This window comes from Bradyrhizobium sp. SZCCHNR2028, assembly GCF_032380995.1.
Lineage (GTDB): Bacteria > Pseudomonadota > Alphaproteobacteria > Rhizobiales > Xanthobacteraceae > Bradyrhizobium.
The window spans coordinates 133,464-156,717 of the sequence record NZ_JAUHJF010000011.1 but is presented as its reverse complement, the minus strand read 5'-3'; the positions used below and the strand labels follow the sequence as shown (position 1 = coordinate 156,717).

Sequence of the window (23,254 nt, the reverse complement as noted above, 5' to 3'; positions counted from 1 at the left end):
TGTTCTCGGATGGAGCGGGTCGAATTTCAGTGCGACAGCAGAACGCAACGCTCACTGCGCGTCATCAGATGCTCGGTAACCCCGCCGAGCACGAGCTCGCGGAACCGGGAATGGCCATAGGCGCCGGCCACCACGAGGCCTGCCGAAAGATCGGCGGCGACGGCGTCGAGCGTGGCCACAACGTTCCGTCCCTGCCCCGGCTCCGCGACGCGCGCCGATGCGACGATCTTGTGACGGCCGAGCCATGCGACCACGTCCGCAAGACGCGCTGCGCAGGCGTCATATTCCGTGGCGGTCTCCAGGATCTCGACGACCACGACGCCGCTCGCCTTGGCGAGCAGCGGCAGGGCATCGGTCAGGGCCCGGCGCGCCTCCGATGTCTCCTTCCAGGCCACCAGCACGGTCCCAAGATCGAGCGAACTGGCGTTGTCCGGCACCACGAGCAGCGGGCGCCCGGCCTGCATGACGAGATCCTTGGGATTGGCGACCGCGAACGCATCGGACATCCCGGGCGGCACGCTGCCGGTGACGAGAATGTCGGCGGCACGGGCCTGCGCAAGCACATGGCGCGCGGGAAAATCTACAGCGCCGCGCCAGCTCAACGACGCAGCCCGGTCACCAACGGCGGTGCGGAACTGCTGTTCGAGCTCGGCCAGTCGATTCCGCAGCGCGGCCTCGCCCTGCTCGATCAGATCCTGCGCCTGCTCGCCGGTCGTGAAGTAGAGCGGCGGCGCGAATTCCGCAGCCGCCACGCCGATGACACCCGCGTCAAAGCGCGCCGCAAGGTCGGCCGCGACCTGAAGGCGGGCCTCATTCGGCTGACTGAGCGCAAGGCTCACCATCACAGTCGCGAACGTCATCCCGTCTCTCCAAACATTGCTTCCATGCAGCTCTTAGAGGTGAAATCACCTGCCGTGATGAGATAGATCAAGGTGCGGCGGTAAAGCACGGGCGGCAGGACACCGTTGGAACCCGGCCCACGATCGGAGAAAGCCTTGAATTGTCGAACCAAAGTTTAAGTCGGGCCGGGTTGCAGGGGCGCAATCTGGTATAGGATACCGCGGTGGTCGGCCTCCCGGCTGCGGCGATAACGGCGAATCGAACAACGGCGAATCGATCAAAGGCTTCGAATTGCGCGGCTTCACCCAACCCTTCCCGGATGCATCCGCCAGACCCGACGACGCTCGGACGCTGGGCTTCGGCGCGTGGGATCTCGATCTGGCGTCGGGCGAGTTCTACTGGTCGGTGACGACGCGGAAGCTGTTCGGCGTGGCGGCCGACGAGCCGGTGACCTACGGCTCCTTCCTGGCGCTGCTGGCGCCCGAGGATCGCGCGCCGGTTGAGGCGGCGATCGAGGATTCGCGCCGTCAGAGCACCGGGTTCGACATGTCGTTCAAGATGTCCGGCAGCGGCCACTGGATTCGCGTGCTTGCCGGCGTGGTCCCCGACGAGGCCGGCACACCGCACCGTCTGCGCGGCATCGCCCTCGACATCGACCAGGAGAAGCGGCTGGAGGAGACGCTGCGGCTGCGCGAGCAGCATTTCCGCTCGATCCTGGACACCGTGCCGGACGCGATGATCGTGATCGACGGCAGCGGTACGATCCAGTTCTTCAGCTCCGCGGCGGAGCGCATGTTCGGCCTCACCGAGGCGGAGGCGGTCGGCCTCGACGTCAGCGAATTGATGCCCGAGCCGGACCGCTCCCGCCATGCCGGCTACCTCACCCGCTACCACGCCAGCCGCGAGCGCCGTATCATCGGTATCGGCCGTATCGTGACCGGCCGCCGCCGCGACGGCACGACATTCCCGATGCATCTGTCGATCGGCGAGATGCAGTCCGGCGGCAAGCCCTATTTCACCGGCTTCGCCCATGATCTCACCGAGCATCAGCAGACCCAGGCGCGGCTGCGCGAATTGCAGTCGGAGCTGGTCCACGTGTCGCGCCTCAGCGCCATGGGCGAGATGGCCTCGGCGCTGGCGCATGAGCTGAACCAGCCGCTCGCCGCGATCAGCAATTACATGAAAGGCTCGCGCCGGCTGCTGGCTGGCAGCGGCGATCCGAACACGCCCAAGATCGAGAGCGCGATGGACCGCGCCGCCGAGCAGGCGATTCGCGCCGGCCAGATCATCCGCCGTCTGCGCGACTTCGTCTCGCGCGGCGAATCGGAGAAGCGGGTCGAGAGCCTGTCGAAGCTGATCGAGGAAGCCGGCGCGCTCGGCCTTTCCGGCGCCCGCGAGCAGAACGTCCAGTTGCGCTTCCAGCTCAATCCGGAGGCCGACCTCGTGCTGGCCGACCGGGTCCAGGTCCAGCAGGTCCTGGTCAATCTGTTCCGCAATGCGCTCGAGGCGATGTCTCATTCCGGACGCCGCGAGCTCAGTGCGACAAATCGCAGACTCGGCGACGACTTGATCGAGGTCTCGGTCTCCGATACCGGAACGGGATTCCACGACGACGTCATGCCCAACCTCTTCAAGACCTTCTTCACCACCAAGGACACTGGAATGGGAGTCGGCCTCTCGATCAGCCGGTCCATCATCGAGGCCCACGGGGGGCGCATGTGGGCCGAGAACAACGAGGCGGGCGGAGCGACGTTCCGCTTCACCCTGCCGGCGGCCTCGACCAGGGTTGAGCACGATGGCTGAACGGGCCAAGGTCTATGTGATCGACGACGACGAGGCGATGCGGGATTCGCTCAACTTCCTGCTCGATTCATCAGGCTTCGACGTCACGCTGTTCGAGAACGCGGAGGTCTTCCTCGGCCGACTGCCGACGCTCCCTTTCGGCTGCGTCGTCTCAGACGTGCGGATGCCCGGCATCGACGGCATCGAGCTGCTCAAGCGCATGAAGGCCGCCGGCAGCAGCTTTCCGATCCTGGTGATGACCGGCCATGGCGACGTGCCGCTCGCGGTCGAGGCGATGAAGCTCGGCGCGGTCGATTTTCTGGAGAAGCCGTTCGAGGACGAGCGATTGGTTGCCATGATCGAAACGGCGATCCAGCAGGCCGAGCCGGCCGCGAAGAACGAATCGGTCACGCAGGACGTCCTGGCACGCGTCGCCAGCCTGAGCCCCCGGGAGCGACAGGTGATGGATGGACTGATGGCCGGGCTCTCCAACAAGCTGATCGCGCGCGAATACGACATCAGTCCGCGCACCATCGAGGTCTACAGGGCCAACGTGATGACCAAGATGGGAGCGAACAGCCTCTCCGAGCTGGTGCGTCTGGCGATGCGCGCAGGCGCGCTGAAGGATTGAGCTAGATCAAGATACCTTGACAGAATCGAGTGTTATGTTGTGCCTCGGTTCAACATCACATTCTCGCGGCACGTGCGATGTCGGCTCACACAAAACTTACGGTCTACGTAGCCGACGACGATGCTGACGTCCTCGGCTCGCTGCGCTTCCTGCTGGAGGCTGACGGCTTCGACGTGCGCACGTTTCGCAGCGGCACCGCGCTGCTCAAGGCCTCCGACCACGCGCCCGTCGACTGCTTCGTGGTCGACTACAAGATGCCGGAGATCAACGGGGTCGAGCTCGCCGAACGGTTGCGCAAGCAGGGCGCCACCGCTCCGGTGGTGCTGATCACCGGCCACTACGATGACAGGCTTGCGGCGCGCGCGGCGGCCGTCGGGATCCAGGATTTCCTGCTCAAGCCGCTGCTCGACGACAATCTGGTGAAGCGGATCCGCAAAGCGATCGCCAACGACCATTCGGGTACCGCACAGCGCGTCTCCTGACCCGGCCGGCCTACGTATATCTACGTAAGGGGCCCCCCTTAAGATATCGCGCGAAATGTCCTTAACGGGAGCCGCCGTGTACCACATCGCCATCCGCCGCAAGGAGATGGTCATGCTCAATCAGTCGATTATCAATTCGGTCGTCAGCACCAACGTTCCCCACACCGTCCCCTCTCCTGCGGCCAATCCCTTTGCCGAGATCACCGGCCACACCGGGCTGATCGCCAGCGAGTTCTCGTACAAGAAGGACGAGGAGATCTATGGCGAGGACGAGCCGGCCGAGTACGTCTACCAGGTGATCTCCGGCGCGGTTCGCAGCTACAAGCTGCTCTCCGACGGCCGCCGCCAGATCGGCGCCTTCCATCTTCCAGGGGACGTTTTCGGCCTCGAATTCGGCTCCATGCACCGTCTCGCCGCCGAAGCCATCATCGACACCACCGTGCGCTTGGTGAAACGCCGCAGCCTCGAACAGGCCGCAGGCGTCGACGTCACGGTCGCCCGCAAGCTCTGGACCATGACGGCCGGCGATCTCCGCCATGCCGAGGACCACATGCTGCTGCTGGGCCGCAAGACCGCGATGGAGCGCGTCGCCACCTTCCTGCTCGAGATGGACCGCCGCCTCGCCGTCGCCGGCATGATGGCGCTGCCGATGTGCCGCCGCGATATCGGCGACTATCTCGGCCTGACCCTGGAGACCGTGTCGCGCGCGCTGTCGCAGTTGCACAGCCAGGGGGTTCTCGGCTTCTCCGGTGCCCGCCAGATCGTGCTGCGCAACCGCCAGCGCCTGCGCAGCATGGACGCCTGAGGCGCCCTGCCCGTTCACGCCCTGCGCCGGCGGTGCCCGGTCTCGGGCATCAGCAGCGCAATCAGAAGAAGACCTGTCAGCGCCACGCCCGACAGACCCATAAAGGCGGTGGCGCTGCCGTAGCGGTCGCTGGCGAAGCCGGCGACGACGGTGGACAGCGATCCGCCGATCCCCGACGCCGTCCCGACAATTCCCTGCGCCAGATTGAAGTGCCCGCTGCCGAAGGCGACGTCGGCCACCGTGAGTGGAATCATCACGGCGAAGACGGCCGCGGTGACGCCGTCGAAGATCTGCACCGCCACCAGCACGTAGGGATCGTGCACGACCGCGAACAGCGCGCCGCGCATCGCGAGCGCGGCAAACCCCAGCATCAGCAGCGGCCTGCGGCCCCATTGCTGCGCCACCGCGCCGACCGAGGGCGAGGTCAGCGCCACGATCGCCTGCGGCACCACGATGCAGAACGCGATCAGCATCGGCGCCCATTCGCTCGATTTCGTCGTCACCACGCCGGCCATCAGCGGCAGCATCGCCGCATTGGCGAGTTGCAGCAGGAACACGCCGAGCGCAAAGACGAGCAGCGCGCGCTGACGCAGCAGGCCGAGCAGATTGGACAGCCGCGCGACCTCCTTGTCCTCGTGATCGGCCCGGCCGTGCGCCCGCGCGACGTCGATCTCGCGCTCGCGGACTCGCGACAACGCGATCAGCGTCGGAAAGGCGAGAATGAAGGTGACCAGGAACACGGCGCGGCTGGACAGCAGATAGCCGCAGGTGCCCATCACGGCCGCGGCCACGCCATTGCCGAGCGACGCGAACCGCGCATTGCGGCCGAGCCGCTCCGCCATGCCGCGCGGCCCGACCAGGCCGAGGCTGATCGCCGCGATCGCAGGTCCCAGCACGCAGCTCGCCGCCGCATGCAACGTTGCGGCAGCCGCGACCAGGGGAAAGATCGGCCAAGCCGCATAGGCCAGCGCGCAGCCGCCGATGGCCGCGATGGCAAGGCCGGCGACGCGGCGCTCGGATCTGGCCGCATCGATGATCGCGCCGCCCGGCATCTGCCCGATCAGCCCGACGATGCCGCCGATCGACAGCACCAGACCGATCTGCGCCTGCGTCCATTTCTGCGTCGTCAGATAGACCGCGATGAAGGGACCGAAGCCGGTCTGCACGTCGGCCAGGAAGAAGATGAACCAGTCCAGCCCGCGCAGGCTCTGCCGCGACGGCGCTGGTTTTGAAGTCTGGCCATGAACCTCCCCAGCATCCGGACGCGCACCCGCCTCTGCCGCGCCGTCAGGCTCGGGCTCCCGGTCAGGCGATCTCGACGGCCGTGCAATCGGCATGGCTCTCACATCTCAACTCATCTCAACTCATGAGGCTGACGGGACAGAACATCCCCACCCTGTTCCGCTGCACGCGCAGGCCGGACCGGCAATGTCACGCATCAACTCAATGATCGAAATCCCAGGGTGACAGCTTGCCGGACGCGCCGAGCACGACGACGGGCTTGTCCTCCTTGTATTCGGGCGCGGCCTTCACCTGCTCCTTGGTGAGGTCGAGCGTGACCTGGTCGCTCTTCTCGGCGATGTGCTTGAAATCGAGCGCGGTCCAGTCGACCACGATCTTGCGGCTGCCGACGCCGAGGAAGCCGCCGAAATCGATCACCGCGGCGCGCACCGTGCCGGTGAGATCGACGATGACGTCGACGATGTGGCCCATGTCCTCGCCGGTCGAGCTGCGCACGTCGCGACCGAGCACGCCATGCGCATCGCGCGCGCCGAGGATCGTGACCGAAGGGGGTGGTGCCGGCTCTTTCGCGGGCGCCGCCGCATCCTTGGCGGGCGGTGTCGGCGACGGCTGCTGCGCATGCCCATGAGTCGCATGCAGACCGATCAGCAGCGGCAGCATGAGGAGGCAGCTGCGAGCAGCTCGGCGGAGGGCGTGTTTCAGCGTCATCATTGCGCCAGCACCAGCGAGACCTGGATCTGACCGCGCCGCCGCAGCACCTCCATGGAGATGTCCTCGCCATGGCGGCGAATCCGCAGGTCGATCGTCGAGTTGCCGAGCCTGAGATCGCGCAGCACCACCCAGTCCAGGAACGCCGGCAGCCGCGGATTGCGCAGGCGGATCTCGCCGCGCGCGGCGTCGAACTCGAGCCCGAGCGCCGCCTCGAGCAAGGTGAATGGGGTTGCGCTGGCCCAGGCCTGCGGCGCGCAGGCCACCGGATAGAGCGTCGGGCCGCGATGCTTCTCGCGCCGGAAGCCGCAGAACAGCTCCGGCAGCCGGCGCAGATCCATGTAGGACGCTGCTTCGAACAGGCCGCCGAACACCTGCTCGACCGCATGCTTCAGGCCATAGCGCGACAGGCCGAGCGCAATCAGCGCGTTGTCGTGCGGCCAGATCGATCCGTCGTGATAGGACATCGGATTGTAGCGCGGCTCGCCGCAGGCGACGGTGCGGATGCCCCAGCCCGAGAAGAAATGCGGCCGCAGCAGTTCGGCGGCAAGCTTGCGGGCGCGATCCTCGCGCACCATGCCGCTGAACAGCAGCTGCCCGGCGTTGGACGTCCGGACGCGGCAGGGCTGCTTGTGGCCGTCGAGCGCGAGCGCATAGGTGTTCAGATCCTCGCACCAGAAGGCGTCCTCGAACCGTTCCGCGAGATCAGCGGCCTCGGCCTGGAGCCGGTCCGCCATCTCGGCCTTGCCGAGCCGACGGGCGCAACGCGCCGCCAGCTGCTTGCCGGCAAAGACATAGCCCTGCACCTCCGCAAGCGCGATGTAACCTTCCGCGAGACGTCCATCGGCATGGAACACCGCGTCGTAGGAGTCCTTCCAGCCCTGGTTGGCGAGACCCTGCTCGGAGGCGCGTTGATATTCCACGAAGCCATCGCGATCGGGATCGCCGGGGCCGTCGATCCAGCGCAACGCCAGCTCGATCGCCGGCCATAGCTCCCTCAGGGTGTCGATGTCGCCGGTGCGCTCGATGTAGAGCCCGGCCAGCAGCACGAACAGCGGCGTGGAATCGACGCTGCCATAATAGCAGCCGAACGGCACCTCACGCAGCGCCGCCATCTCGCCGCCGCGCATCTCGTGCAGGATCTTGCCGGGCTCGGCATCGGACAGCGGATCGGTCGTGCGCGCCTGATGCACGGCGAGCCGGCGCAGGACGCCGCGGGCAATGCGCGGATCGACCCACAGCATCTGCAGCGCGGTGATCAGCCCGTCGCGACCGAATGTCGTCGAATACCAGGGAATGCCGGCATAGGGATAACGCCCTTCCGGCGTATCCGTCATCAGGATGTTCAGATCGGCCGCTGCCTGGCACAGCACCTCGTTGAGGATGTCGTTGGAGGTCTCGATGCTGGCGGCGCCAACGGTGCATCGGCGCATCTCGCGGCGATGGGCGAGCAGGCTGCGGAAGAAGCGCCGGGGCCGCTCGCCGGCCTTGGCGTTGCACATCACGGCCACGAACAGCGAGGCGGATTCCTGCGGGGCAAGATCGAAATGATAGGTTGCGGCATTGACGGTGAGATGCGTCGGACGCGGATCGAAGCTCACGTCGGTGGTGCGCAGGACGTTGTCCAGGCCGCGATAGCGCAGGACGACCTCGGACGGGTCCACCAGCCGGCTCGCGCTGATGCCGCGCCGCGGCCGCACGGTGCCTCGCACCTCGAAAAGGTCGGCAAAATCATTGTCGAATGTCAGCTTGAGATCGAAGCTGGCATGGCGATCGCCATGGTTCTGCAGCCCGATGCGCTGATAGGCCGTGCCATGCCACAGAAAGATCGTGCGCACGATGTGCAGCATATCCTTCGGCAGCACCAGGCGGCCCTGGCTGTAGATGTCGGGATTGGTGAGATCGACGGTCAGCGCGGAGTTGTCGTCGCGCAGGCTCGAGCCGAGCAGCAGGGGCTGAACGTCGTCCAGCGTCAATTCGAGCCGCGCGAGATAGCGCGTATCAGCGTTGAAGAGACCGTCCGGTCCGCCGGCCGAGGCGCCGATGTCGCCGTGGCCGTCGAGGACGATAAACGTATCGTCGTGCTTGAGCGAGCGCCGCGGCCGGGACGCCGGCCCCGTCATGGGAATATAGAACGGCTGCTCCGCGGGCTCGTCCGTCTGGGTGATCGACGACAGTGTGCTTGCGACTTCGGCGGACATGTTGGCCTCATGCAATGTTGAAGTGCCCAGACAACCGAGAGTGCACGTTCTCGACGCGACCCGACGCTACGATCAGGCGGCGAACTTGGCGAGCCGGTTCATCTCCTGGGTCACGAGATCCCGATACGGGCCCTCGTCCTGCATCAGCCGGTCGGGCGCGCCGTCCTCGATGATCCTGCCCGATTTCAGCACCACCACGCGGTCAAAATTCCGCAAGGTCGCGAGCCGATGCGCGATCGCGATGACGGTGCGGCCGCGCATCAGCCGACTCAACGCCTCGCGGATGGCCTCCTCGGACTCGCTGTCGAGCGCAGCCGTGGCCTCGTCGAGCAGCAGGATCGGCGCGTCCTTGAGGAACGCCCGCGCGATCGCGATGCGCTGGCGCTGCCCGCCCGACAGCTTGACGCCACGATCCCCGACCATCGTCTGCAGTCCTTCCGGCAGCGTCTCGACGAAGTCGCAGCGCGCCGCGATCGCCGCCCGTAACACCTCGTCGTCGGTCGCACTCGGACGTCCGTAGCGAATGTTCTCCAGAATGGAGCGATGGAACAGCGAGATGTCCTGCGGAACCACCGAGATCGCCTCACGCAGGCTCTGCTGGGTGACCTTGGCGATGTCCTGACCATCGATCCTGATGTGCCCGGCTTGCGGATCATAGAACCGTTGCAGCAGCGTGAACAGGCTCGATTTGCCGCCGCCGGACTGTCCGACCAGGCCCACGCGCTGGCCCGGCTGCAGACGCAGCGTGAAATTGTCGAACAGCTTGTCGCCGCCTGGATAGTGGAAGGTGATGTTGTCGAAGGCGATGGCCGCACCGCTCTTGACCAGTGGCTCGGCCTCGGGGTGATCGCGCAGTTCGTGCGGCTGCAGCAGAGTCGCGATCGCCTCGCTCATGCGCGCCACGTGCTGGGTGACGTCGACCAGCGCCACCGCCAGATCGCGCGTCGCGTTGAGAATGCAGAGGCCGAGCGTGCAGACCAGCACGACGTCGCCCGTCGTCGCCCCGCCCCGCTGCCACAGCGAGATCGCCCAAGCCATCAGCGCGACCGTCAGCACGATCGTGACCGTCGCGTGCAGAATGCGCAGCTTCTCGAGGTAGCGAAGACTGCGCCCGCGCGCCTCCAGCTCCCTGTCGACCGTCGCATCGAATCGGTCATGCTCGTGGCGCAGGCCGCAGAACGCGCGCACCAGCGGCATGTTCGAGATCACGTCGACCATCTCGCCGTCGACCATGGCCGCCTTGTCGGCGAAATCGTCATGCAGCGGCTTGCCGGCTGCCGCCAGACGGAACATCGCCGCCACCATCATCGCCGCGATCAGCAGCAGGCCGATGGCCATCGGGCCGCTCACGGTTCCGATCAGACAGATCGCCGCGACGGTGGCGAGGCATGGCGGCAAGACGTTCCAGACGAACATGTTCTCGACGGTGAACACGGCGTTCGACGTCGCCGTGATGCGGCTCGACAACATGCCGGGCAAACGGTCGCCGAAATAGCTCGGCGAATGCCCGGTGAGATGACGGAAGATGTCGCGCCGGAGATCTCCGGTGACACGGACGAAGGTGAAGCTCGCGATCCAGCTGGCGACGCGCCACAGAATGTTGTCGGTCGCGATCAGCGCCATCAGCAGCACGAACGCGGCCCAGACGTTGCCGCCCCCCGCAGGCCCGGCGGAGAGGCTGTCGACGAGGGATTTCACGCCATATTGCGTGCCTACCGAACAGGCAACCGCACCGATGACGGCCATCAGGATAACGAGATGGGCGGTGGGACGCTTGCGCAGATAGCGCATCACGAAGGGAAAGGGTCGGTGCGCGTAGCCTGAAAGCTGATCCATGGTCTTCCCCTTGATGAGCGAGGTCGTGGCGACACCTGATGGGGCCAGATGAACGATGAACCATTTCTCCGGTTCCGTGCGCCTTCGCAGCGCAACCCTGCCCTCCGGTGATGCCGCGGCGGGCAGCGTTGGAGAGCGGGGATGGCATCAATGAGACGGCGCGGAACACGTTGTGTCGAAGAAAGAGTGATCGCGTGAATGGAACTTCGCACATGCGACAACGTTCCCGCTGTGGCAGTGCCGGCGCCATTGGGGATTCATCCATGATCGGTCACGAACAGGAGACGACGAGATGCGCATTGCGCAAATAGCTCCATTGACGGAGGCCGTGCCTCCGAAGCTCTACGGCGGCACTGAGCGGGTCGTTCATTGGTTGACCGAAGAGCTCGTTGCCCTCGGACACGACGTCACCCTATTCGCCAGCGGCGATTCTCAGACCTCGGCGAAGCTCTCTCCGACATGGCCGAAAGCTCTGCGCCTCGACGGATCGGTGAGGGATCCGAACGCGCTGCACATGGTGATGCTCGAAAACGTCCGGCAGCAATGCGACGACGAACAGTTCGACATTCTGCACTTCCACCTCGACTACTACCCGTTCTCCCTGTTCCACCGGCAACCCACACCGTTCCTGACCACCTTGCACGGCAGGCTCGATCTTCCGGAGCACCAGCCGGTGTTCTCGGTCTTCAAGGATGTTCCCGTCGTCTCGATCTCGGACTCACAGCGCCGGCCAGTGCCGAATGCGAACTGGGTGCGCACCGTGCTGCATGGACTGCCCGCAACGCTCCTGATGCCCAAGCCGGTGACGCCGAGCTATCTCGCCGTGCTCGGACGCATCGCCCCGGAAAAGGGTGTCGACCGTGCCATCAAGATCGCCATGCGCTGCGGGATTCCGCTGAAGATCGCGGCCAAGGTCGATCGCGCTGACCAAGACTATTACGAGCAGACGATCCGTCCCTTGATCCACGACAATCCGCTCGTCGAGTTCATTGGCGAGATCGGCGATCGTGAGAAGCCGGAGTTCCTGTCTGGCGCGCTCGGACTGCTGTTGCCGATCGATTGGCCGGAGCCGTTCGGCCTCGTGATGATCGAATCGATGGCCTGCGGCACGCCCGTGATCGCCTACAACCGCGGCTCGGTTCCAGAAGTGATCGACGACGGCGTGACCGGCTTCATCGTCGAGGACGAGCTCAGCGCGGTCGCGGCCGTCAATCGCCTGCCCGACCTGAGCCGCGCCCGCGTGCGCGAGCAGTTCGAGCGCCGCTTCACCGCGCGCCGCATGGCGCTCGATTATCTCGCCGCGTATCGCAGCCTGATCGACATCGCGAAGCCGCGCATCCGGCTGGTCAGCAGCGCCGAATAGCACGAGGAGGCCGGGCAAGTCGGCAGCCCGGCCTCCGCCTCAACTCAGGTCACGGCACCTCGCTTCGGCTCGACGATCTCGAACATGCGCGGGAACTCATCCATCAGCGACATCAGCTCGGCCAGCCGCATCGGATTGCCCGCGAAGCTGATCTTTCCGGCGGCGACCGCTTCCGGAAAGCTCGTGGCCTTGGCAATGACCGCATCAAGCGTCGAACGCGCCAGCGTGAACCCCGCATCGGCGGTCGACGCCTGCACGCCGACCGCATAGGTCAGCGCACAATTCTGCAAGGTGAGCACGAAGCGCTCGCCGGTGTCGGTGAACGTCCAGTTCAGCACGATGTGCTTGCCCTCCGCCTTGGGCCCGTTCAGCCTGACCCCGAGCACGTCCCATAGCTGCTCGGTGCGCAGCGCCGCCAGCGTCTCGCGCGGCAGGCCGGGCCGGGCCGGAACCTCCGGCATACCCTGGCGCAGCTCCTGCGCGCCGAACAGATAGGCATTGCGCCAGGTCGCACTCTCGGCGGCATAGCCGAGCTGCTCCAGCGTGTCGGCCAGCAGCGCGCGCGCCTCGGCATTGTCCGGCTCGGCGAAGACGAGATGACCCACGGCCTGCGCGACGAAGCGGAATTCGCCGTTGGCAAAGTCCGCGCTCGCCCGCGCCAGCAGCGCCTCGGCCCCGCCCATATAGGAGACGTATTTCCGGCCGGCCTCGACCGGCGGCAGCGGATCGAGATTGACCGGATTGGCATCATACCAGCCGAGATATTTCTGGTAGATCGCCTTCACGTTGTGGCGGATGTGGCCGTAATAGCCGCGCGCATGCCATGCCCCTTCGAGGCTCCGGGGCAGCCTGATCTGCTCGGCGATCTCGCTTGCGGTCAGGCCATGATTCATCAGCCGCACCGTCTGGTCGTGGGCAAACTTGTAGAGGTCGCGCTGCTCGCGGATCATGCCGTCGACACGGCTCGCGCCCCATATCGGCCAATGATGCTGGCCGCACATCACCTCCGCCTTGCCGCCCCACAGTTGCAGCGCCTCGCCGAGATATTTCGACCACGCCAGCGCGTCGCGCACGTCGGCGCCGCGAAACGGCAGCAGGTTGTGGAAGTTGTGCGTGCAGTTCTCCGCGAGGTTCAACAGGCGATAGCGCGGCACGAAGAAATGCATCTCCGCCGGCGCCTCGCTGTTCGGCGCCATCTGGAATTCGAAGGTGAGACCGTCGATGGTCCTGGTGTCACCGGTCGCCATGATCAGGTCGGTCGGCCGCAGCAGCGCAACGGCCCCCGCCGCCATGGTCTTGCCGAGCCCACAATCGACATGGCCCTTCGGACCCTTCGCGAGCAGCGGCCCGAACTGATATTGCGCCCGGCGCAGCATCGCGGGGCCGGCGATGATGTTCTCGGAGACCGCATGCTCGATAAACAGGTTCGGCGCGATCAGCGGCACGCGGCCGCTGGCCAGGGCATCATCGTCGACCACGCCGCGCGCGCCGCCCCAATGATCGGTGTGGGTATGCGTGAACATCACCGCCGTGACCGGCCTGACGCCGCGGTGCTGGTAGTACAGCTCCAATGCAGCCTGCGCGCCCTCGATCGAGGTCAGCGTGTCGACCACGATCACGCCGGTGTCCCCCTCGATCAGCGTCATGTTGGCGATGTCGAGCCCACGCACCTGGTACACGCCGGGCACGACCTCGAACAGGCCGTGATGCATGTTGAGCTTCGCCTGCCGCCACAGACTGGGATTGACGGTCGGCGGCGCCTGCTCCGCGTCGAGGAAGCCGTAAGGCGCTAGGCTCCAGACGGTGCGCCCCTGCGCCGTCGCCACCTTGGCCTGATCGATCGTGCCGAGAAAGCCGCGGGCGGCATCATCGAAATCGGCGGTGTCGCCGAACGGCAGCGCCTCCAGCAGAGCCTGCTGCGCCGCGCCCACGGCTGCGCTGGCCTCCTTGCACTCCTTGGTGCCATCTCCGCTGACCGGCGCGTTCATGACCGCTTCCTCCGCAACGACGTTGGCACGATGCTAGTGCGCGGGATCGCGGAGCGCAAATCGCGGTCCGCAGAACAGCCCCTCAGAGCACGTGATCGACGGCCTCGTCGATGGCGGCATACACCGTCTCGACGTCCCCAGCGGTGACGCAGTAAGGCGGCATGACGTAGATCGTGTGGCCAAGCGGACGCAGCAGGACGTCGCGGTCGCGAAAGAAGGCTTGCAGCTTGGGGCCGACCTCGGCGAGGTAGCCAGGCTCGTCGGCGTGGAGATCGAGCGCCGTGATGGTGCCGCAGCGCCGCAGGTCGGCAAATCGCTCGTCGTAACGCAAGCGGTCGAGGCAGCGCTCCTGCGCGGCCGCGACGGCGGCGATCCGGGCGCGCGTCTGCGGCTGCCGCAACAGCTCGAGATTGGCGCTCGCCGCCGCGCAGGCGATCGGATTGGCGGTGTAGGAGCTGGAGTGAAAGAACGTGCAGGCGCGGTCGGTCGAATAGTGCGCCTCGAAGATGGCAGGACTGCACAGCGTAACCGCAAGCGGCATCGCGCCTCCAGTCAGTCCTTTAGCGTAGCAGGCGATATCGGGGGCGATGTCCGCCTGCTCGCAGGCGAACAACGTGCCGGTGCGGCCCCAGCCGGTCATCACCTCGTCGGCGATGAACAGCACGCCGAACGCCTTGCAGATCCGGTGCATCTCGCGCAGCACCGCGGCCGGATACATCAGCATGCCGCCGGCGCCGAGCACCAAGGGCTCGACGATGAAGGCGGCCGGCCGGTCCTTCTCGCAAAATGTAGCGAGCGCATCCAGAGTCGCCTGTTCCCTGCCTTGCGCTGGAAACGGGACGACGGCGACGTCGAACAGCAGCGGCTCATAGGCCGCATTGAACACGCCGCGCGCGCCGACCGACATCGCGCCGATGGTGTCGCCGTGATAGGAATGCTGCATCACCACGATGCGCGTGCGCGACTCGCCGATGTTCCTGAAATAGCCGAGCGCCATCTTCAGCGCGACCTCGACGCTGGTGGCGCCGCTGTCGGAGAAGAACACGTGCGTGAGGCTCGGCGGCACCAGCGCGAGCAGCCCGGCGGCAACCTGCTCGGCCGGCTCATGGGTATGACCGGCGAAGATGACCTGATCCAGCCGCTCGGCCTGATCCTGGATCGCGCGCACGATATGCGGATGGCAATGGCCGTGCGTGACCACCCACCAGGACGCGATCGCATCGATGATCCGCCTGCCGTCGGCGGTGAAGAGATAGGCGCCCTCGCCGCGCGCGACCGGTGTCATCTCGGGCTGGAGGGCGTGCTGCGTGAAGGGATGCCAGATCGGCGAGGCTGCGTTGCGCGTCATCCTTCGAAATCCGTGCGCTGGAATTGAGTACCGAACACGTGCTGCAGCGATCGCGCCGTCAGCGGCGTGACCCAGGGCAACCGGCCGAGGCGCCTCACCTCGCCGAGCCGGCAGATCGTATCTTCGTTGTCGTCGTGGCCGTCGCCGATGAAGGCGATGCCGAGCACGTCGATGCCGCGACTGCGCAGCGCAGCCAGCGACAGCAGCGAGTGATTGATCGTGCCGAGACTGGTGCGCGCGCAGAGCACGACCGGGAGCTGCCATTGCGCGAAGACATCGAGATAGAGCGTTCCGGAATCGAGCGGCACCATGACGCCGCCGGCTCCCTCGATCACGACAGGCCGGCCGGCGGCCCGCGGAGGATGGAGGCGGAGCGGATCGATGCTGATGCCCGCGAGGCGCGCCGCGCGATGCGGCGAGGCCGGCTCGGCCAGCCGATAGGCTTCGGGCAGCACGCGGTCGTCGCCGAGCTCGGCGAGCCGCTGGACGCAGCGGGCATCCGTCTCCTCGGCAAGGCCGGCCTGGACCGGCTTCCAATAGCAGGCACCGAGCAGCGCCGTGAGGCCGGCGGCGAACACCGTCTTGCCGATCCCGGTGTCGGTCCCGGTGACCACGATGCGCAGCGTCATGGCCGCAGCCCTCCGATCTCGTCGGCGAGCGCATCGAGCAGCGCCGCGATGGCCGCCTCGTCGATATTCAAGGTCAGCGACAGCCTGAGCCGCGCCGTGCCCGGCGGCACCGTCGGCGGGCGGATGCCGCGGACGTCGAAGCCCCGCGCCTGCAGCGCGGCAGCCAGGTTCATCGCGCGCGCATTGTCGCCGACGACGCAGGGAATGATCTGCGACGGCGACCAGCTTTCACCGAAGCGCGCGGCGATCGCGCCATGGGCGAAGGCAACGAGCTGCGCCAGCCTCCGCCGCCGCTCCGGCTCTTCCCGCAGGATCGCAAGCGCCTCCATCACGGCCACCGCCATCAGCGGCGACGGCGCCGTGCTGAAGACGAAGGGGCGGCAGCGATTGATCAGCGTGTCGCACAGCACGCGGCTTGCGGTGACCAGCGCGCCGGCGGCGCCCAACGCCTTGCCGCAGGTGTGAACGGTCACGATGCTCTCGCGTCCCTCGTAGGCCGCGGCAAGACCGCGGCCCTGCGCGCCGTGGACCCCGGTCGCATGGGCCTCGTCGATCAGCAGAAAGGCATCGTGGCGCTCGGCGATCACGATCAAATCCGCCAGCGGCGCGAGATCGCCATCCATGCTGTAGAGGCTTTCGACGACGATCCAGGGCCGGCCCACCCCGCCGCCCCTGCGCCAGATCAGGATCGCGTCCTCGGCCGACTGGGCGTTGTTGTGGCTGAACTGGCACGTCTCGGCACGGCCGGCGCGCGCGCCTTCATGGGTGCTGGCATGAACCAGCGCATCGAGCACCAGCAGGTCGTCGCGCTGCGGCAGCGTGGTGAGCACGGCGAAGTTCGCCATGTAGCCGGAGCCGAAGAACAGCGCGCTCTCGGCACCGAAGAAGCGCGCCGCTTCCGCCTCGAGCCGTTCGTGCTCCTCGCAATTGCCCCGCAGCAGGCGCGAGCCGCCGGCGCCGACCGGCGTGCCGGCCTCCATGGCCGCGCCGACCGCGCGCTTCATCCGCGGAGCCTGTGCGAGACCGAGATAGTCGTTGGAGGAGAAATCGAGACCGGCCCGTGGACTGAGGCGCCGCAACCGGTCATCGGCCGCGAGTCTCTGCAGACCGTCGGAATAGATCGCCAATCTGTCGGACGGCATGGACATGGCTCCGCTCTGTTTCGGTCAGCCGCAGGCGTGGACCGGCACGACAAGGCAGTTCCGTGGGCGCGGTCGCCCCGAGATCGCGATCAGGCTCGAATCAGGCTGGGGACGGCGCGTCCGCGCTCTCTCTGGCGGCGGCCGGCACGGCCGGGCGCGCCGACAGCGACGAGGTCATGCCGAGACGCGCGAGCAGATCGGCGTCGCGCTGGGCTTGCGGATTGGCCGTGGTCAGCAGCACGTCGCCGATGAAGATGGAATTGGCGCCGGCGAGCAGGCACAGGCTCTGCAGCTCGTCGCTCATATATTGGCGGCCCGCGGACAGCCGCACCACGCTGGCCGGCATCAGTATCCGCGCGACCGCGATCAATCGCACGAGCGCAATCGGATCGGGGCGCGCGGCCGTATCGTTGACCGGCACGCCCTTCACCTCGTTCCATAGGTTGATCGGCACGCTGTCGGGATGCTCAGCGAGATTGGCCAGCAGCACCAGCATGCCGACCCGGTCATCGACCTCCTCGCCCATGCCGATGATGCCGCCGCAGCACACCTTGATGCCGGCTTGGCGCACATGCGCGAGCGTGTCGATGCGGTCCTGCAGCGTGCGCGTGGTGATGATGCGATCGTAGAATTCGGGCGAGGTGTCGACATTGTGATTGTAGAAGTCGAGCCCGGCCGCTTTGAGCCGCTCCGCCTGCGGCGGGGTCAGCATGCCCAGCGTGACGCAGGTCTCCATGCCGAGACCCTTCACTGCGCTGACCATGTCGCAGACCTGATCGAGGTCACGATCCTTCGGACTGCGCCAGGCCGCGGCCATGCAGAAGCGCTCGGCTCCCGCTGCCTTGGCACGCCGCGCGGTGGCGACCACCTCGTCGCGATCCAGCAGCTTCGTCGCCTTGAGCCCGGTGTCGTAGTGCGCGCTCTGCGAGCAGTAGCCGCAATCCTCCGGGCAGCCGCCGGTCTTGATGCTGAGCAGGCTCGCCGTCTCGACGCGGGTGGGATCGAACTGCCGACGATGCGCCGACTGCGCCAGGAACATCAGTTCCGGAAATGGCAGGCGGTAGAGCGCCTCGGCCTCGTCTCTGGTCCAGTCATGACGGATGGCATTGCCAACCGCCATTCGATCAGGGCCCGCGCCGCTTCGATCTATCATGCTCGCTCCACAGCAAATTATAGATTATCATAGATATTATCTATGATTTTTCTGTATTTGAGCACCGTATCGGACGAGAGCTTCCGCTGCATTGGTTTTTTCGATAGATAATCTATGACTATGCCGGACGAGAATCTCACCACCGCTCAGCGGATCGCCGAAGCCATCACCGACCGCATCGTCAGCGGTGCGCTGCCGCCCGACGCGCCGTTGCGGCAGGACCACGTCGCGCGCGAGTTCAACTCCAGCCACGTGCCGGTGCGCGAGGCATTTCGGCAGCTCGAAGCGCTCTATCTGGTGGTCGCGGCACCGCGACGCGGCGTGCGGGTGGCGCCGCTGGATGCGAAGTCGACCAGGGAGATCGTCGAGATGCGCACAGCGCTCGAGGTGATCGCGCTGCGCAATGCCGCGCCGCGCTATACGCCGACGCATCTCGCCGCGATCGAGCTCGCGCTGATCGAAGCCGACAATGCCGAGACCATTCAGGAGTTCGAGACCGCGAACCGCGCCTTCCACCGCGCGCTGGTCGCGCCCTGCGCGATGCCGCGGCTGCTGGCGAGCCTCGACGGACTACGCCTCGCGAATTCGCGCCTCGTGCTGGCGATGGCGCGCAATGCCGGCTGGCGTCCGCGCACCAACCAGGATCACCGGCTGATCCTGCAGGCCCTGCGCGCCCGCCAGATCGGCCACGCCTGCGAGCTGCTGACGCGGCACAACCAGACGATCGAGCGATTGGCAAGGCCGGGCGTGTAGCCGGCTTCAACCCGTTCCTTGCGACCGGGCGCATACCGCCATGCGCCCGCGACGGCTGGGGTGCTCGCCTGCTCCCGTGTACATGCTGATCTGGACGCGCCCCGCGAACCGAACGTCTCCAAAGGTCTCCATGTCCAACCGCCACCACGCTTCGAGGCTTGCCGGCGACGGCACCGCCGACGGCCTGCCGCCGGGCCAGCGTCCCTGGGCGATCGCGGCGATCTTCACGGCGCTGTCGATGGCCTCGCTCGACGTCGCCATCGCCAACATCGCGCTGCCGTCGATCTCGGCCGATCTCCACGTCTCCCCGGCCGAGGTGGTCTGGGTGGTCAACATCTACCAGATCGCGCTGGTGGCGACCTTGCTGCCGCTCGGCGCGCTCGGCGAGATCGTCGGCCATCAGCGCATCTATCTCGGCGGCCTCCTGCTGTTCACGCTGGCCTCGGTCGGCTGCGCGCTGGCGTGGTCGCTACCGACCCTGGTCGTCGCCCGCGCGTTGCAGGGCCTCGGCGCCAGCGGCATCATGAGCGTCAACACCGCGCTGGTGCGCTTCGTCTATCCCGGAAAGATGCTCGGACGCGGCCTCGGCCACAACGCGCTCGTGGTCGGCATCTCCTTCACCTTCGGCCCGACCATTGCGTCCGCCATTCTCTCGCTCGGCTCCTGGCCCTGGCTGTTTGCGATCAACCTCCCCTTCGGCCTGATCGCCATCGCGATCGGCATGAAGATGCTGCCGCGAACGCCGCGCGCCGAGCATGGCTTCGACTTTCTCGGCGCCGGGCTCGCTGCGCTCTGCCTCGGCCTGTTCATCACCGGCATCGGCAGCGCCGCGCATGGCGCGACGCCGGCCATGGTGGTGGCAGAGCTTGTCGGCGCGCTCGTGCTCGGCGTCATCCTGACCCGCCGCCAGGCCGATCACCCGGCGCCGATGCTGCCCATCGACCTGTTCCGCCGCGGGGTTTTCGCGCTGTCGGCGGCGACCGCGGTTTGCTCCTTCTCGGTGCAGGGCCTCGGCTTCGTGTCGCTGCCGTTCTACTTCGAGGACATTCTCCAGCGCTCGCAGGTCGAGACCGGGTTCTTCATGACACCCTGGCCGCTCGCGGTCACGATCATGGCCCCGATCGCCGGGCGGCTGTCAGACCGTTTTCCCGCCTGCCTGCTTGGCGGCATCGGCCTGGTGATGCTCGGATCCGGCATGGCGCTGCTGGCCATGCTGCCGGAGAGCCCGAGCGTCGCGAACATCGTCTGGCGCATGCTGATCTGCGGCATCGGGTTCGGCTTCTTCCAGGCGCCGAACATGAAGGCCATCATGTCGAGCGCCCCGCCCCATCGCAGCGGCGGCGCCAGCGGCATCGTCGCCACGGCCCGGTTGACCGGCCAGACCACCGGCGCGGCGCTGGCCGCCCTGTGCTTCAGCCTTGCGGGGCGCGAAGGTGCCACCCTTGCCTTGGCCCTCGGCGCAGGTTTCGCCGCGCTGGGCAGCGTGATGAGCTTCCTGCGGCTTGCCGTAGCTCCGCCGCGCGGCCCATGAGCCGAAGCAACTACAACCCCGGCTCATCACAAATCTTCCCGCGCGGCAAACGCATATTCTTGATTTGAAGGATGCAAACGTTCGCGCCACATTGCAGCCTTCTGTTCAACTGGCGAGTTGAACGAAAGGGATCTGCGATGGCAAACCTCACGATCAACGGACAATCCTATGCTCTGGACGTCGAGCCCGACACGCCGCTGCTGTGGGCGATCCGCGAGAACGCCGGACTGACCGGCACCAAATATGGCTGCGGCATCGCACAATGCGGCGCCTGCACCGTGCATCTCGACGGCACCGCCGTGCGTTCCTGCGGCGTCACCGTCTCCGAGGCCCAGGGCAAGCAGATCACAACCATCGAGGGGCTCGCCAGCGACGGCGGCCTGCACAAGGTGCAACAGGCGTGGCTGGAGAACGACGTTCCCCAATGCGGCTACTGCCAGAGCGGCATGATCATGGCGGTCGCCGCGCTGTTGAAGGACAATCCGAAGCCGAGCGACCAGGACATCAACGACGCCATCACCAACATCTGCCGCTGTGGAACCTTCGCGCAGGTGCGCGAGGCGATCCACGCCGCTGCCAACGCCTGAGGAGGACGGCATGAACCAGCATGTGACGCCGCGCCTCAGCCGCCGGTCCTTCGTCATCGGCACCGCCGCGCTCGGCGGCGGCCTCGCGCTCGGCCTCGACATCCCGTTCGGCGGGCCGCAAATCGTGCGCGCCGCGGATGGCTCGCCCGAGGTCAATGCCTGGGTCGTAGTCCGGCCCGACGACACCGTGGTGATCCGCATCGCCCGCTCGGAGATGGGCCAGGGCTCGCTCACCGGTCTCGCCCAGCTCGTCGCGGAAGAACTTGCCTGCGACTGGAGCAAGGTGACGACCGAATATCCGACGCCCGGCCAGAACGTCGCCCGCAAGCGCGTGTGGGGCGATTTCTCCACCGGCGGCAGCCGCGGCATCCGCTCTTCGCAGGACTACGTCCGCAAGGGCGGCGCCGCCGCGCGCATGATGCTGATCCAGGCGGCCGCCGACGAATGGAAGGTTCCGGCGGCCGAATGCACCGCCGCCAACAGTGTCATCACCCACAAGGCCTCGGGCCGCACGACGACCTACGGCAAGGTGGCGGAAGCCGCCGCGAAGCTGACGCCGCCTGCCGACGTCAAGCTGAAGGATCCGAAGGACTGGACCCTGATCGGCAAGGGCGTGAGACGGCTCGACACCGCCGACAAGGTCACCGGCGCGATGATCTACGGCGCCGATATGAAGCTGCCGAACATGCTCAACGCCGCGATCAAGGACTGTCCGGTCACCGGCGGCAAGCTGAAGAGCTATGACGAGGCCAAGATCGCCGGCATGAATGGCGTCAAGAAGGTGGTGGCGATCGACGGCACCGCCGTGGCCGTGGTCGCCGACACCTGGTGGCACGCGAAGACGGCGCTCGATGCGCTGCCGATTGTCTGGGACGAAGGAGAGAACACCAAGGTCTCTTCGGCGTCGATCGCCAAATGGCTCGCGGAAGGATTGGACTCCGGGCCGGCCTTCGTCGGCAACGAGAACGGCGATGCCAAGGCCGCGCTGGCGAGCGCGGTGAAGAAGGTCGAGGCGGTCTACGACTATCCCTACCAGAACCACGCCACGATGGAGCCGATGAACGCGACCGCGCTCTACACGGCCGATCGCTGCGAGGTGTGGTGCGGCACGCAGAACGGCGAGGCGGCGTTCGCCGCGGTGCTCGAAGCCTCAGGGCTTCCGGCGGACAAGTGCGAGGTGCACAAGCTGATTCTCGGCGGCGGCTTCGGCCGGCGCGGCCAGACCGACTATGTCCGCCAAGCCGTGAAGATCGCCAAGGAAATGCCGGGCACGCCGGTCAAGCTGCTGTGGTCGCGCGAGGAGGACATGACCCACGGCCGCTATCACCCGATCACGCAGTGCAAGCTGACCGGCGGCTTCGACGCCGACAACAATCTGACCGCGCTGCACATGCGCATCTCCGGCCAGTCGATCCTGTTCAGCCTGCGGCCCGACGCGCTGGTCAACGGCAAGGACCCCGCGACCTTCCAGGGGCTCGCGCCATCGGGCGAAGCCACGATCGGCTACTCCGTGCCGAATTTGCTGATCGAACACGCGATGCGCAACCCGCACATCAATCCGGGCTTCTGGCGCGGCGTCAACGTGAACCAGAACGCGATCTATCTCGAATGCTTCATGGACGAGCTCGCCAATGCGGCCGGCCAGGATCCGCTGGAATTCCGCCGCAAACTGATGGCCGATCATCCCAAGCATCTGGCGGTGCTGAACGCCGTGGCCGAGAAGATCGGCTGGGACACGCCGGCGCCGGACGGCGTTCATCGCGGGCTGGCGCAGCTCCATGGCTATGGCAGCTATGTCGCGGGCGCCGCCGAGATCTCGGTGATCGACGGCAGCAAGATCAAGATCCACCGCATCGTCGCCTCGACCGATCCCGGCTACGTGGTCAATCCGGCGCAGGTGGAGCGGCAGATCGCGGGCTCGTTCGTCTACGGCCTGTCGGCGCTGTTCTACGGCGGCTGCACCGTGAAGGACGGGCGCATCGAGCAGACCAACTTTGACAGCTACAACTCGATGCGGATCAGCGAGATGCCGAAGGTGGAAGCGATCATGATCCCGAGCGGCGGCTTCTGGGGCGGCGTCGGCGAGCCGACCATCGGCGTCGCCGCGCCCGCGGTGCTGAATGCGTATTTCGCTGCCACCGGCAAGCGCATCCGCTCGGTGCCGCTGCGCGCCCAGAACATCACCTTCGCATGACCCGCGTGGCGGCAGCCGTTGGGAACAATGGCCGCCGCC

General features: G+C 66.7%; 19 protein-coding genes. 9 read left to right on the top strand and 10 right to left on the bottom strand.

What is annotated here, in order from left to right; all coding sequences use genetic code 11:
* Positions 1–26: 26 nt before the first annotated feature.
* Positions 27–860, bottom strand: a complete 834-nt coding sequence (locus QX121_RS19005; protein WP_315812751.1) for a universal stress protein — start codon at positions 858–860, stop codon at positions 27–29.
* A 271-nt stretch (positions 861–1,131) separates the two neighbouring features.
* Between QX121_RS19005 and fixL the strand changes: the two genes are divergently transcribed.
* The 4 genes from fixL to QX121_RS18985 all read left to right on the top strand — a co-directional run bounded on the left by fixL (position 1,132) and on the right by QX121_RS18985 (position 4,540).
* Positions 1,132–2,643, top strand: coding sequence for a sensor protein FixL (fixL, locus tag QX121_RS19000; protein ID WP_409999352.1), 1,512 nt, complete (start codon positions 1,132–1,134; stop codon positions 2,641–2,643).
* On the top strand, positions 2,636–3,253 hold the full coding sequence (fixJ, locus tag QX121_RS18995) for a response regulator FixJ (RefSeq protein WP_315772439.1): 618 nt from the start codon (positions 2,636–2,638) through the stop codon (positions 3,251–3,253). The genes fixL and fixJ overlap by 8 nt, the downstream gene beginning before the upstream one ends.
* A 77-nt stretch (positions 3,254–3,330) precedes the next feature.
* Positions 3,331–3,735 (top strand): response regulator, encoded by a 405-nt coding sequence (locus QX121_RS18990; RefSeq protein ID WP_315737144.1) that lies wholly within the window; start codon positions 3,331–3,333, stop codon positions 3,733–3,735.
* A gap of 112 nt (positions 3,736–3,847) precedes the next feature.
* Positions 3,848–4,540: a helix-turn-helix domain-containing protein gene (locus QX121_RS18985; protein ID WP_315737706.1), complete on the top strand. Its 693-nt coding sequence runs from the start codon at positions 3,848–3,850 to the stop codon at positions 4,538–4,540.
* Positions 4,541–4,554: 14 nt separating this feature from the next.
* Here QX121_RS18985 and QX121_RS18980 read toward each other — a convergent pair whose 3' ends face one another.
* From QX121_RS18980 to QX121_RS18965, 4 genes are all read right to left on the bottom strand, one after another.
* Complete coding sequence (locus QX121_RS18980; protein WP_315812750.1) at positions 4,555–5,877, bottom strand: MFS transporter; 1,323 nt, start codon at positions 5,875–5,877, stop codon at positions 4,555–4,557.
* Positions 5,878–5,983: 106 nt separating this feature from the next.
* Positions 5,984–6,442, bottom strand: coding sequence for a PRC-barrel domain-containing protein (locus QX121_RS18975; protein ID WP_315737142.1), 459 nt, complete (start codon positions 6,440–6,442; stop codon positions 5,984–5,986).
* A 47-nt stretch (positions 6,443–6,489) separates the two neighbouring features.
* The gene (locus QX121_RS18970; RefSeq protein WP_315812749.1) at positions 6,490–8,691 is read right to left on the bottom strand and encodes an amylo-alpha-1,6-glucosidase; all 2,202 of its coding nucleotides are present in this window, start codon (positions 8,689–8,691) and stop codon (positions 6,490–6,492) included.
* Positions 8,692–8,763: 72 nt separating this feature from the next.
* Positions 8,764–10,527: an ABC transporter ATP-binding protein gene (locus tag QX121_RS18965; protein ID WP_315779511.1), complete on the bottom strand. Its 1,764-nt coding sequence runs from the start codon at positions 10,525–10,527 to the stop codon at positions 8,764–8,766.
* Positions 10,528–10,819: 292 nt separating this feature from the next.
* Here QX121_RS18965 and QX121_RS18960 point away from each other — a divergent pair, with 292 nt between their 5' ends.
* Positions 10,820–11,890: a glycosyltransferase family 4 protein gene (locus QX121_RS18960; RefSeq protein ID WP_315737139.1), complete on the top strand. Its 1,071-nt coding sequence runs from the start codon at positions 10,820–10,822 to the stop codon at positions 11,888–11,890.
* A 44-nt stretch (positions 11,891–11,934) separates the two neighbouring features.
* Here the strand turns inward: QX121_RS18960 and QX121_RS18955 are convergent, their stop codons facing one another.
* The 5 genes from QX121_RS18955 to bioB form a co-directional block, all read right to left on the bottom strand.
* On the bottom strand, positions 11,935–13,878 hold the full coding sequence (locus QX121_RS18955; protein WP_315812748.1) for an alkyl/aryl-sulfatase: 1,944 nt from the start codon (positions 13,876–13,878) through the stop codon (positions 11,935–11,937).
* An 82-nt stretch (positions 13,879–13,960) separates the two neighbouring features.
* Positions 13,961–15,226, bottom strand: a complete 1,266-nt coding sequence (locus tag QX121_RS18950; protein ID WP_315799021.1) for an adenosylmethionine--8-amino-7-oxononanoate transaminase — start codon at positions 15,224–15,226, stop codon at positions 13,961–13,963.
* Complete coding sequence (gene bioD, locus QX121_RS18945; protein WP_315812747.1) at positions 15,223–15,855, bottom strand: dethiobiotin synthase; 633 nt, start codon at positions 15,853–15,855, stop codon at positions 15,223–15,225. Before bioD ends, QX121_RS18950 begins: the two co-directional genes overlap by 4 nt.
* Positions 15,852–16,997, bottom strand: a complete 1,146-nt coding sequence (locus QX121_RS18940) for an 8-amino-7-oxononanoate synthase (RefSeq protein WP_315812773.1) — start codon at positions 16,995–16,997, stop codon at positions 15,852–15,854. Before QX121_RS18940 ends, bioD begins: the two co-directional genes overlap by 4 nt.
* A 100-nt stretch (positions 16,998–17,097) precedes the next feature.
* Entirely contained in the window at positions 17,098–18,150 is a 1,053-nt protein-coding gene (gene bioB, locus QX121_RS18935) for a biotin synthase BioB (protein ID WP_409999351.1), read from the bottom strand.
* Between the two features lie 120 nt (positions 18,151–18,270).
* Here bioB and QX121_RS18930 point away from each other — a divergent pair, with 120 nt between their 5' ends.
* From QX121_RS18930 to QX121_RS18915, 4 genes are all read left to right on the top strand, one after another.
* The gene (locus tag QX121_RS18930) at positions 18,271–18,903 is read left to right on the top strand and encodes a GntR family transcriptional regulator (RefSeq protein WP_315758544.1); all 633 of its coding nucleotides are present in this window, start codon (positions 18,271–18,273) and stop codon (positions 18,901–18,903) included.
* Positions 18,904–19,033: 130 nt separating this feature from the next.
* Positions 19,034–20,434, top strand: coding sequence for an MFS transporter (locus tag QX121_RS18925; protein WP_315812746.1), 1,401 nt, complete (start codon positions 19,034–19,036; stop codon positions 20,432–20,434).
* Positions 20,435–20,571: 137 nt separating this feature from the next.
* Entirely contained in the window at positions 20,572–21,021 is a 450-nt protein-coding gene (locus QX121_RS18920) for a (2Fe-2S)-binding protein (RefSeq protein WP_315812745.1), read from the top strand.
* Between the two features lie 10 nt (positions 21,022–21,031).
* Complete coding sequence (locus tag QX121_RS18915; protein WP_315812744.1) at positions 21,032–23,215, top strand: xanthine dehydrogenase family protein molybdopterin-binding subunit; 2,184 nt, start codon at positions 21,032–21,034, stop codon at positions 23,213–23,215.
* The last annotated feature ends 39 nt before the right edge of the window (positions 23,216–23,254 follow it).

Coding starts and splice junctions, on each gene's coding strand:
- QX121_RS19005 (WP_315812751.1), bottom strand. CDS start 860: ATGACGTTCGCGACTGTGATGGTGAGCCTTGCGCTCAGTCAGCCGAAT.
- fixJ (WP_315772439.1), top strand. CDS start 2,636: ATGGCTGAACGGGCCAAGGTCTATGTGATCGACGACGACGAGGCGATG.
- QX121_RS18990 (WP_315737144.1), top strand. CDS start 3,331: ATGTCGGCTCACACAAAACTTACGGTCTACGTAGCCGACGACGATGCT.
- QX121_RS18985 (WP_315737706.1), top strand. CDS start 3,848: ATGCTCAATCAGTCGATTATCAATTCGGTCGTCAGCACCAACGTTCCC.
- QX121_RS18980 (WP_315812750.1), bottom strand. CDS start 5,877: ATGCCGATTGCACGGCCGTCGAGATCGCCTGACCGGGAGCCCGAGCCT.
- QX121_RS18975 (WP_315737142.1), bottom strand. CDS start 6,442: ATGCTGCCGCTGCTGATCGGTCTGCATGCGACTCATGGGCATGCGCAG.
- QX121_RS18970 (WP_315812749.1), bottom strand. CDS start 8,691: ATGTCCGCCGAAGTCGCAAGCACACTGTCGTCGATCACCCAGACGGAC.
- QX121_RS18965 (WP_315779511.1), bottom strand. CDS start 10,527: ATGGATCAGCTTTCAGGCTACGCGCACCGACCCTTTCCCTTCGTGATG.
- QX121_RS18960 (WP_315737139.1), top strand. CDS start 10,820: ATGCGCATTGCGCAAATAGCTCCATTGACGGAGGCCGTGCCTCCGAAG.
- QX121_RS18955 (WP_315812748.1), bottom strand. CDS start 13,878: ATGAACGCGCCGGTCAGCGGAGATGGCACCAAGGAGTGCAAGGAGGCC.
- QX121_RS18950 (WP_315799021.1), bottom strand. CDS start 15,226: ATGACGCGCAACGCAGCCTCGCCGATCTGGCATCCCTTCACGCAGCAC.
- bioD (WP_315812747.1), bottom strand. CDS start 15,855: ATGACGCTGCGCATCGTGGTCACCGGGACCGACACCGGGATCGGCAAG.
- QX121_RS18940 (WP_315812773.1), bottom strand. CDS start 16,997: ATGCCGTCCGACAGATTGGCGATCTATTCCGACGGTCTGCAGAGACTC.
- bioB (WP_409999351.1), bottom strand. CDS start 18,150: ATGATAGATCGAAGCGGCGCGGGCCCTGATCGAATGGCGGTTGGCAAT.
- QX121_RS18930 (WP_315758544.1), top strand. CDS start 18,271: ATGCCGGACGAGAATCTCACCACCGCTCAGCGGATCGCCGAAGCCATC.
- QX121_RS18925 (WP_315812746.1), top strand. CDS start 19,034: ATGTCCAACCGCCACCACGCTTCGAGGCTTGCCGGCGACGGCACCGCC.
- QX121_RS18920 (WP_315812745.1), top strand. CDS start 20,572: ATGGCAAACCTCACGATCAACGGACAATCCTATGCTCTGGACGTCGAG.
- QX121_RS18915 (WP_315812744.1), top strand. CDS start 21,032: ATGAACCAGCATGTGACGCCGCGCCTCAGCCGCCGGTCCTTCGTCATC.